The 10243-nt window shown below is 41.4% G+C and carries 10 protein-coding genes; 6 read left to right on the plus strand and 4 right to left on the minus strand.

Annotated elements, in window-relative coordinates; all coding sequences use genetic code 11:
* From WBM98_RS18555 to hypE, 3 genes are all read left to right on the plus strand, one after another.
* The coding region (locus tag WBM98_RS18555; protein ID WP_424367506.1) for a Sua5/YciO/YrdC/YwlC family protein at window positions 1-1424 on the plus strand (1424 nt) is incomplete at its 5' end.
* A gap of 3 nt (window positions 1425-1427) precedes the next feature.
* Window positions 1428-2522, plus strand: coding sequence for a hydrogenase formation protein HypD (hypD, locus tag WBM98_RS18560; RefSeq protein ID WP_424367507.1), 1095 nt, complete (start codon window positions 1428-1430; stop codon window positions 2520-2522).
* Between the two features lie 3 nt (window positions 2523-2525).
* On the plus strand, window positions 2526-3551 hold the full coding sequence (hypE, locus tag WBM98_RS18565; RefSeq protein WP_424367508.1) for a hydrogenase expression/formation protein HypE: 1026 nt from the start codon (window positions 2526-2528) through the stop codon (window positions 3549-3551).
* Here hypE and WBM98_RS18570 read toward each other — a convergent pair.
* The 3 genes from WBM98_RS18570 to WBM98_RS18580 form a co-directional block, all read right to left on the minus strand.
* Window positions 3548-4252 (minus strand): sulfite exporter TauE/SafE family protein, encoded by a 705-nt coding sequence (locus WBM98_RS18570; protein WP_424367509.1) that lies wholly within the window; start codon window positions 4250-4252, stop codon window positions 3548-3550. The two genes, hypE and WBM98_RS18570, sit on opposite strands and share 4 nt — an antisense overlap.
* 361 nt (window positions 4253-4613) lie before the next feature.
* A complete protein-coding gene (locus WBM98_RS18575; protein WP_424367510.1) occupies window positions 4614-5753 on the minus strand; it encodes a glycerate kinase in 1140 nt (379 codons plus the stop codon).
* Window positions 5754-6177: 424 nt separating this feature from the next.
* The gene (locus WBM98_RS18580; RefSeq protein ID WP_424367511.1) at window positions 6178-6975 is read right to left on the minus strand and encodes a universal stress protein; all 798 of its coding nucleotides are present in this window, start codon (window positions 6973-6975) and stop codon (window positions 6178-6180) included.
* Between the two features lie 53 nt (window positions 6976-7028).
* Between WBM98_RS18580 and WBM98_RS18585 the strand changes: the two genes are divergently transcribed.
* The 3 genes from WBM98_RS18585 to WBM98_RS18595 are packed head-to-tail and all read left to right on the plus strand — an operon-like array spanning window position 7029 to window position 9668.
* Window positions 7029-7529, plus strand: a complete 501-nt coding sequence (locus WBM98_RS18585; RefSeq protein ID WP_424367512.1) for a GNAT family N-acetyltransferase — start codon at window positions 7029-7031, stop codon at window positions 7527-7529.
* Window positions 7530-7544: 15 nt separating this feature from the next.
* Window positions 7545-8879 carry an MATE family efflux transporter gene (locus WBM98_RS18590; protein ID WP_424367513.1) on the plus strand — a complete coding sequence of 445 codons (1335 nt, stop codon included), beginning with the start codon at window positions 7545-7547 and terminating at the stop codon, window positions 8877-8879.
* A gap of 21 nt (window positions 8880-8900) precedes the next feature.
* The gene (locus tag WBM98_RS18595; protein WP_424367514.1) at window positions 8901-9668 is read left to right on the plus strand and encodes an enoyl-CoA hydratase/isomerase family protein; all 768 of its coding nucleotides are present in this window, start codon (window positions 8901-8903) and stop codon (window positions 9666-9668) included.
* 194 nt (window positions 9669-9862) lie between these two features.
* Here WBM98_RS18595 and WBM98_RS18600 read toward each other — a convergent pair.
* Window positions 9863-10243: hypothetical protein (locus WBM98_RS18600; protein WP_424367515.1), on the minus strand; the 381-nt coding region annotated here is incomplete at its 5' end.

The following is a 10243-nucleotide window of genomic DNA, read 5'->3' on the forward strand; positions in this document are numbered from 1 at the left end:
AAAGACCTATCAACATTATCTCTTTAAAGGGTTATAAAGGAAACATCGCCCTTCATAAGGTCGCTCCTGGTTTGAATCAGTTGGGGGTTATGTTACCTTATTCCGGAATTTTACAACTTTTGGCCAACGAGTTGGATGTTCCGATGGTGGCTACAAGTGGTAATATTCATGGTTCGCCCATTATCAGTACAAACGAACAGGCCCTTGAAAAACTCAAGGAGGTTGCTGATTATTTTCTTCAACACAATCTTAAGATCACGCATCCACAAGATGATTCTGTTGTTAAATTCAGCACACAACATAATACGAAGGTCTTGTTTCGACGTTCTCGTGGGTATGCCCCCAATTATTTCAATACCAGCCTTGATTCGGGTGAGAAAATAATGGCATTGGGTGCACATTTAAAAAGCAGTATTGCGTATCATCCCAATGAGTTTCTGTACATCAGCCAATATTTGGGAAATCTTGATGATTTCGAGGTTTATGAGCGTTTTACCAAGACCGCTCAAAATTTTATTGCCCTTTTTGAGCAAAGTCCCGACATACTACTGGTAGATAGTCATCCTGCCTATCAAAGCACACTTTATGGCAGCCAATTAGCCCAAGAATTTAAAATTCGACTTGATAAAATTCAACATCACAAGGCGCACTTTGCCGCTGTTTTGGGAGAACATAATCTTTTCGCTAACGAAGACCCTGTATTAGGGGTTATATGGGATGGTACCGGTTATGGGGATGATGGCAATATATGGGGAGGGGAATTTTTTGATTATCGATCAAAAAAAATAGAGCGGATCTCGCACTTCGAATATTTCGATTGGTTGGCCAGTGATAAAATGGCCAAAGAGCCCAGACTTTCCCTGTTGGCCCTTGGCGATCACTCATTGCAATCAAGAATTGCCAAAAAATTCACCGAGGAAGAAATGGGTGTTTACGATACCCTGATAAAGCGAAATAAATTAAAGACTTCCTCCGTCGGAAGGCTCTTTGATGCTGTTGCCTCCCTTTTGAATATCTGTGATATAAACACCTACGAAGGTGAAGCGGCCATATTATTGGAAAACTTGGTTACAGACCATCACTTAAAATCATATACCAGTTATTTGACCGGTATTGAAAACGGCATATCCGCAACCGAAATACTACGTAAAATAGATAAGGATCTAAAAACAGGGAAATCAAAGGAACAAATAATCACAAACTTTTTATATACGTTGGTTTCCGTAATCATTACCATGGCCAAAAACAATAACTATGGCCATATAGCTTTCAGCGGGGGCGTTTTTCAAAATACGAACCTGGTCGATATGTTGATCGAATTGGTGCCTAAGGAAATAAAGTTGTATTTTCATAAGGAGTTATCCCCTAACGATGAGAATATTTCTTTCGGGCAAATCATGTATCATTTACATATAAAACATTAAACCATGAAGTATTTAAGTGAATACAGAAATTTGGAGGCCACTAAAAAGTATCTCGATGAGATCCATAAAATTGCGACGCGTAATTGGAATGTCATGGAAATCTGTGGAGGACAGACCCATGGCCTGGTACGGAATGGTATTTTGGAGCTTTTGCCCGAGCAAGTTAGAATGATCCATGGGCCGGGGTGTCCCGTTTGTGTAACACCACTCAATTTGATCGACAAAGCCATTGAATTGTTGGAAAACAATGTGATCGTTTGCTCATTTGGTGATATGATCCGCGTTCCGGGAAGTAAAAAAAGTCTGCTCGAAACGAAAGCAAACGGAGGTGATTTGAGAATCTTGTATTCCCCCATTGAAGCGGTTTCCATTGCCAAGGAAAATCCCGATAAGGAAGTTGTTTTTTTTGCCGTCGGCTTCGAGACTACAGCCCCGGCCAATGCGCTATCGGTTTTACATGCTGAAAAGGAAGGAATTACGAATTATTCGATATTGGCATCGCACGTATTGGTACCACCCGCCATGGAAGCAATTTTAGACGATGAATTTTGCAATATCGATGCATTTTTGGGCGCTGGCCATGTATGTGCCATCATGGGCTTACAAGAATATTATCCTTTGGTTGAAAAATATAAAATCCCCATTGTGGTCACCGGTTTTGAACCTTTGGATCTCGTACAGGGAATTTATATGGCCGTTAAACAATTGGAGGAGGGAACGCATAAACTAGAAAATCAATATGCCAGGGTAGTAAAGGAATATGGCAATAAGGCTGCCATCGATGTCATAGGTAAGGTCTTTGAAGTGGGCAATAGGGAATGGCGTGGCATAGGTGAAATTCCCAACAGCGGTTATGTTATAAAAGAAGCATATAGAAAATATGATGCCGAAGCGAAATTTGAGATCAGCACTATAAAAGTTCCTGAAAATCCCAATTGTATTGCGGGCGAGATTTTAAGGGGTATCAAAAAGCCACATCAATGTGATCAATTTGGAAAAGCCTGTACGCCCTCCAATCCATTAGGTGCCCCAATGGTTTCTTCAGAAGGGGCATGCGCGGCGTATTACCATTTTTCAGATAATTTAATTTCTTCATAACAAATGGATACAAAAGCATTGGGATTCGATACCATAAATTTAGGCCATGGCAGTGGGGGTATAATGACCAGGGATTTATTGGATAAGATTATATTCAAAACGTTTGACAATCCCTATATAAATCAAAAACACGATGGTTCCATTGTAAAATTTGACCGTGAATTCGCCATTTCCACCGATAGTTTTGTAATCTCCCCAATATTCTTTAAAGGAGGAAACATTGGGGAGTTGGCGGTAAATGGTACGGTAAATGATGTCGCGATGTGCGGTGCGGTCCCAAAATATCTGTCACTGGCATTTATTGTCGAAGAAGGCTTGGCAATCAACGATTTTATAAAAATAGTAAGTTCGGTCAAACAGGCCGCTGATAAAAGTGGCGTGCAGATTATTACGGGAGATACCAAGGTGGTTGAACGTGGAAAGGGCGATAAGATTTTTATCAACACCACGGGATTTGGCGAGGTACATCCCAAGGCACGTATCTCAGCGGACCATATACAAGTAGGGGACAAAATTATCGTGAGCGGATTTATAGCGCAACATGGTATGGCGATTATGTCGCAACGGGAAGGGTTGGAGTTTGAATCGACCATTGTTAGCGATACCACCAATGTTAATTTTCTGGTAAGCGACTTATTGGACAACTTTGGGCACAAAATTCACTTGCTCCGAGATCCGACCAGAGGTGGTTTGGCAAGTGTATTGTCTGAAATAGCCACTGATATTGAAAAGGGCATCGCCATTGCAGAAACTAAAATACCTCTTGAAAAGCAAGTTGCAGCAGCGTGTGAGATTTTAGGCTTAGACCCGATGTATGTTGCAAACGAGGGCGTTTTTATTGCTATTGTAGCCGAAGAAGTGGCCGATGCCGTTGTCGAAACAATGCGAAATCATGAAAAAGGGGCAAATGCGGTTTGCATCGGGGAAGTAACCAAGGAACATCCCCATAAAGTGGTCATGCAAAGTTTGATCGGCGGAAAACGAATCGTAAGCCCATTGATCGGGGAACAGTTGCCTCGTATCTGCTAGGCGTTAAAAATCCAATAAACACCTATTACAATTGCAAAGAGCCCTCCTGCGAGACGAATGCCATTGAAAAAAACTTCGTTGTGTTCATTCTTGGTGAACGAGGAGATTTTGCCTATCACAAAAGCAAAAGTCGTCATCGCCACTACAATGCCCATACCAAAACCAACGACATACAGCATCGAATCGGAACGATCTTCAAAACCTAAAACAGGCAGGAACAACAAAAAATGGGAAATTCCGGCCAAACCATGTAGAATGCCAATGGAAAACGAGGCATAGTTACTTTGTTTCAACGTTTTGCTATGAACATGATGGTGCGATTTTTCATGGGAATGTTCATGTTTATGCGTATGGATAATCGGGGAATTCTCACTATGCACATGTAAATGTTTGTGGTTTTTGCTTCTTTTGAATATTTTATAAAACGCCCAAACACCAATGCCAATAAGCACAAAACCTACCATTTGTTCACTATAGTTTGAAATAAGGTCAACGGGGATTACCTCTTTGAAAATCGTGAACAGCACGCCTATGATCATCATTCCCACGAGATGGCCAATACCCCAAGAAAGTCCGATTTTCCATGCTTTCTTTTTTGATTCGATGGCAAAAGGCGTAACAGCGGCCAAGTGATCGGGGCCTGTAATCACATGCAGCATAGATGCTATGAGACCCGCCGTGAACGGAAAGGTAAAATCCATGTATTTTGTTGGTTCGTTAAAGAGCGTCTGGTATAAAATTACAAAATAAGACCAGTAATTACCATTTTTACACCTTAAGTTGATGTACAATTTTACCTGCGTATTTGAATTATTCAATTCTTAATAAACAGAAACCAAGCTATGCTATTTGATTTAATTTCATTACTTATTTAGACTAATGTCTATAGTCCTGGGACAAATGATTCTTACAATTAAAAATGATTGGAAAGCTTTTCATTTCTTTTGAAAATGTATGGGATTGTATGGTTCTCTCAAAATTAGTTCGCCTACCAAAAAAGTGGAATTCGTTAATTGATTTATTTTCTTTTCGACAATGATGCCTGTTTTAAAACTAAGCGATCTAAGGGTTGTGGTTGAAGTTCAAAACACTTGCAAAATTATAAGCCGCATGCACAAGGTTATCATAACTTGCTTGTATGGCTTGCTCCAAGTTTGAAACCCCTTTAACAATAGATGCCGCATAGGTTAAGCCCATTTCTTTTTGGGTTGCAACCGAAATATCCAGGGAACCGCACAACGCCGCTACTGGAATATTTTGGGCAATAGAGGATTTTATTACCCCACTGATCGTTTTCCCTGAAAGGGTTTGGTCGTCCAATTTCCCCTCGCCGGTAATGATCCAATCGGCACCTTTAATCTTAGTGTCAAAATCGGCCAACTCCTGTATCAAGTCTATACCCGATGTCAATTGGGCATGTAAGAAGCTGATGCATCCCGCGCCCATACCCCCGGCAGCTCCTGCACCTTCAATGTGCTGCGGATCGATCCCAAATTGGTTTTGCACAATTTTAGCATAATTTTTCAACCCGATGTCCAAACGTTCTATATCATGAGGTGAAGCCCCTTTTTGCGCGGCATATATATAGGCTGCCCCATTATTACCATACAATGGATTCGTTACATCGCAGGCAACTTTAACCGATATATTTTTCAATAATGGATTGACTTCGGAGGCATCAATGGTTTTTATATGTATGAGATTTTCCCCTTTTGGTTCTAAACCAGCCTTGTTCACATCCAAAAACTGGAACCCTAATGCAGTAGCCATGCCCATACCCCCATCATTGGTAGCACTTCCACCGATACCCAAGATAATTTCCTGGGCCCCATTCTGCAATGCATCGGCGATAAGCTCACCCGTGCCCAAGGAAGTCGTTTTCATGCAATTGCGTTCGCCCTCTTTAAGCAGTTTAAGGCCTGAGGCCTCAGCCATTTCGATATAGGCAATCTTTGTTTCTTTTGAAAAAAGATAAGAAGCCTCAATGGGTCTGAACAAGGGGTCTTGGACCATAACCGATACCTTTTCGCCCTTGATGTAGTGCTGTACGACAGCCATGGTGCCGTCCCCTCCATCGGCCAAGGGCATTTTTAATATTGTAGCTTCCTTGAAGACCATCCGCAATCCTTCTTCCACCGCAGCGCAGAATTCGAATGCGCTAAGGGAACCTTTAAATTTATCTGGAGCAATTACGAATTTCATTGCATACTCTTTTTTAGGTACTTAATTTAGGAAGATAAAGGCTGAAAATGACCATCGCAATAAAATAGCCCACTAAAATAAGTGCCTCTTTCCTCCCTGAATATTGAACGACCTCCAAGCCTTCGCTGAGGTGGTTTTTGACCAAGTAACTTATTGCCAAGGCAATCAAAATCGTAACGAAACAACCAAGTACATTCCTCCAAAACCAGAATAACTGGGGCACCTATAACCAAAGCTGTATATTGATAAGCGCTCCAATCACAATTCCAATATTAGCACCTAATTCGTTTGTTCTTTTAATAAATATGGCTAGGATAAAAAGGTCATAATATGTAAAACCTAGAAGATTTAATATCTTAAAAAGATTCGCAAGTATGTCGCCCTTTTGGCAATTTAGAAAGCACCGTTACCCGTTTAGGGGCAATCAATCCTTCTTAACACTCAATACCAGAACCGGTATAGGCACTGAAAATTCGGATTTACTGATTGTATTCGATTCCCAAAGTTTAATAAAAAATCCCCTTTTTCTTCTAAAAACGCACAATAGATCGGGGTGTTTGGACTGAAAATGCTCCATGACCCCAAGATAGGTCGTCGGATTCTCCGTTACTGTCAATTTTGAGCAAAGATCCATTAACGCCGTGTTTATCTTAAGGTCTTCATCGGTGTACCCCGGTGTTTTGACGAAAAGTAAATTCACTTTCGCATTGTGCTTTTTTTTGATCATAACCAAGGGCTCCAAAATACGTTTACGCTTTAATACCCCTGATTTAAATGCGGTAAGGATATTTTTAAAGGGCTTATACTGTGTTCCTTTGGGTACTATCAAAGCAGGGATATCAGTTCTCTTGATGATCTTGCCCGATGTATTTCCGAGGTATAGATCCTCTTGGATATCGTTGCTCCTAGGTGCAAGTATGATCATATCAATACCCAGTTCCTTGTCTATGGTATTTACACCATCGACCAAATCACCATTATAGGTTGCGATTTTTATATCCACATTTTTGGGGTCGACCTGATCGATAACACCTTTTATACGTTCCTTTCCGCTTTTGGCCAGTTTTTCAGACACGTTCGATAAACTACCCGCTTTCGCACTTACATTATAAACGTCCATTACGAAAATACTAGCGTCAAAGTCGGAGGCAAAATCCACAGCATATTGCAACGTTTCATTTGCGTCGGGCGAAATACCAATGGGGACAAGAATCTTTAACATATCGGTGATTATTTATTAATACTTTAAATTTACAATTAAAATAAATCCTATTTGTGATTCGTCTTGCAAAGATATCTGAAATTCCTGAGATTCTATGCCTTACCCGTGACTGTGCTGATTTTATGGCCAATAACGGCATCTATCAATGGAACGAGCATTATCCCTCATGCATGATATTTGAAAAAGACATTGCGCGTTCCGAATTGTACGTGCTTGAAAAAGATAACCATATTATCGGTACCCTGGTCATTTCATCCCTAATGGATGAAGCGTACCGTCCGGTTCAGTGGCTTACCCCAAATTCAAAAAACGTATATATTCACCGGTTGTCCGTACTTCCCAAGCATCAAGGCAAAGGCTATGCCCAAAAATTGATGGATTTTGCGGAGGACCATGCCAAGCAACAGGACTATATTTCCATTCGGTTGGATACCTTTAGCCAAAACAAACGCAACCAAAGATTCTATGAAACCCGGGGGTATCAAAAATTGGGTGATATTTATTTCCCTAAACAAAGTGAGCATCCTTTTCATTGTTATGAACTGGTGCTATAATCCCAAAAAGTACATTTGAAGACAGCCGTAAGTTTTAAAACCATCAACAAATTGGCGATTCCGGCAACCATTGCAGGTATTGCCGAACCCATACTTTCCATTACCGATACGGCCATTGTGGGGAACATCGCCGTTGACGGGATGGAATCCTTGGCCGCAGCAGGCATAGTAGGTTCATTTCTGTCGATGTTGATTTGGATATTGGGGCAAACCCGGAGTGCCATTTCCGCCATCATATCCCAGTATTTGGGTGCCGGCAAATTGGACGAGGTTAAAACCTTGCCCGCCCAGGCCATTTTTTTGAATATGCTCCTGAGCATTATCATCCTCTTATCGACCATCTTTATTGTTGATGAGATCTTCACAATGATGAATGCATCCGGTAAAATTCTGGAGTATTGTATTTCCTATTATTCCATACGCGTTTGGGGCTTCCCCTTGACGTTATTCGTCTTTGCGGTCATGGGCATATTCCGGGGATTGCAAAACACCTATTACCCCATGTTGATTGCTATTGTAGGGGCCGTTCTAAATATAGGTTTGGATTTCATCCTCGTTTATGGTATTGAAGGGATTATCGATCCCATGTATCTGGAGGGTGCCGCCTGGGCCAGTCTGATCGCCCAAGGCGTCATGGCCCTAATAGCCTTTGTGCTCTTGATTTCAAAAACCGACATCAGTTTAAAAATACAATTCCCAATGCATAAAGAATTAGGCCGTTTGGTCGTAATGAGTCTCAATCTCTTTGTACGCGCCGTGGCCTTGAACGTGGCTTTGATCTTAGCCGTACGGGAAGCCGCTGCTCTTGGGGATAAATTTATCAGTGCACATACCATTGCCATTAATCTTTGGCTTTTTACGGCCTTTTTTATCGATGGGTATGGGGCCGCCGGTAATATTATGGGAGGCAGATTGCTAGGGGCGAGGGATTATGATGGCCTCTGGAAACTCGCAAAGAAAATAATGCTCTACGGAGCTGTGGTGAGCGTGGTTCTGATGTTGGTGGGCTTTGCTTTCTATAGGCCCATTGGACACATATTCTCTAATGAAATTGAGGTGCTAACCACATTCAATAGCATCTTCTTCATTGTGATATTAGGGCTTCCCATGAACACTATGGCGTTTGTTTTTGATGGTATATTCAAAGGTTTGGGCGAGATGAAGTATCTACGGAATGTTTTGCTCGTTGCCACCTTTCTAGGGTTCGTACCTACCCTGTTTTTGGCTAAAAATGCGCACTTGGGCCTACACGGCATTTGGATAGCCCTTACCGTATGGATGGCCATTCGTGGGGGTACCCTGGTGTGGAAGTTCAGAAGAAAGTTTCGTCCCTTATTACAAAACGCGTAATTTTGGATAAAATCAAAATTTATGGGCACTAATAGGGAAAATGGAAGCCTTTACACCACATTTGACAACAAAGTTGCCACGGTTGAATTTGGCCATCCGGCAGGAAATTCGTTTGTCGCCGAGTTATTGGGCCGACTCACCAAAGAAATCAATTCGCTCTCCGAGAATAAAGACATTACCGTAATCGTCTTACGATCGGAAGGCAATCGGGCGTTCTGCGGTGGCGCTTCCTTTGATGAATTGACGGCCATACAAAACTTGGAAGAAGGTACGTTGTTTTTCAGTGGCTTTGCCCATGTAATCAATGCCATGCGTACCTGTAAAAAGGTCATTATTGGTCGTGTACAAGGGAAAACCGTTGGGGGTGGAGTTGGCCTTGCAGCGGCTTGTGACTATGTTTTTGCTTCGATCGATGCTTCGGTACGCCTTTCCGAATTGACAATTGGTATTGCCCCTTTGGTCATCGCCCCGGCCGTAAAGCGCAAAATGGGAACTGCGGCCTTGTCCGAAATGTCATTATCCCCTACCGAATGGAAAAATGCCTATTGGGCCAAAGAGAAAGGGTTGTTCGCCAAAGTTTTCGATTCTAAAAAGGAAATGGATAAGGAGTTGGAGTATTTCTCCCAAAAACTATCTACCTATAATCCGGAAGCGCTGCAAAAGTGGAAACAGGTACTTTGGGAAGATGCCGACCATTGGGATGGTTTATTGACCGACCGAGCGGCGATTTCGGGAACATTGGTACTATCCGATTTTACTAAAAAGGCATTGGCTAAATTCAAAGAATAATAATCCCAAAACAATTCCGTTTTAGGTAGTAAAAAAAGACAAGATGGATATTCTTAACTTCCTAAATAGCGACCTTGTTTTCCCCGTATTGGCCTTATTTGTTGTGTTTATCTACTTTGTAAACCGTGTTCGTACTAGACGGAAATTCAAGAGGTGATTGATTGCAGGGATTAAAGGTTTGTCAGCAAACGTTTTTATATTTTATAAATATCCAGTCCTTCTATCCAGAATATTTCAGATTCATAAAACTTAATTCTTGTTTTGATGATCCGGTCGGTTTTGTCCCGAGATGGCTTTGATATAAATCGTGCTTTTGAATTATTAAAGTCCAGTGTGTGTATTTCATCAAAGTCCTTTTCTTTGTCCGAAAAAAACGAAATCACTTTCCCCTCTGAACTCCATTTCCCTTTTCCATAATTGTTCACAATTGGAGGAATCCCAGTTGCATGATTTGTATACGAATGGAAAATGAAAGTTCCGTCTTGATTTAAATTCAACTTATATTCAATAAGGTGTTTCTTATCTCCAAGTTTAAGATAATATTCTCCAATCAGCTCGTCAGACTGTGAGTATAG

Source organism: Maribacter sp. (genome assembly GCF_049667165.1).
GTDB lineage: Bacteria > Bacteroidota > Bacteroidia > Flavobacteriales > Flavobacteriaceae > Maribacter_A.

Coding starts and splice junctions, on each gene's coding strand:
- hypD (WP_424367507.1), top strand. CDS start 1,428: ATGAAGTATTTAAGTGAATACAGAAATTTGGAGGCCACTAAAAAGTAT.
- hypE (WP_424367508.1), top strand. CDS start 2,526: ATGGATACAAAAGCATTGGGATTCGATACCATAAATTTAGGCCATGGC.
- WBM98_RS18570 (WP_424367509.1), bottom strand. CDS start 4,252: ATGGATTTTACCTTTCCGTTCACGGCGGGTCTCATAGCATCTATGCTG.
- WBM98_RS18575 (WP_424367510.1), bottom strand. CDS start 5,753: ATGAAATTCGTAATTGCTCCAGATAAATTTAAAGGTTCCCTTAGCGCA.
- WBM98_RS18580 (WP_424367511.1), bottom strand. CDS start 6,975: ATGTTAAAGATTCTTGTCCCCATTGGTATTTCGCCCGACGCAAATGAA.
- WBM98_RS18595 (WP_424367514.1), top strand. CDS start 8,901: ATGGGCACTAATAGGGAAAATGGAAGCCTTTACACCACATTTGACAAC.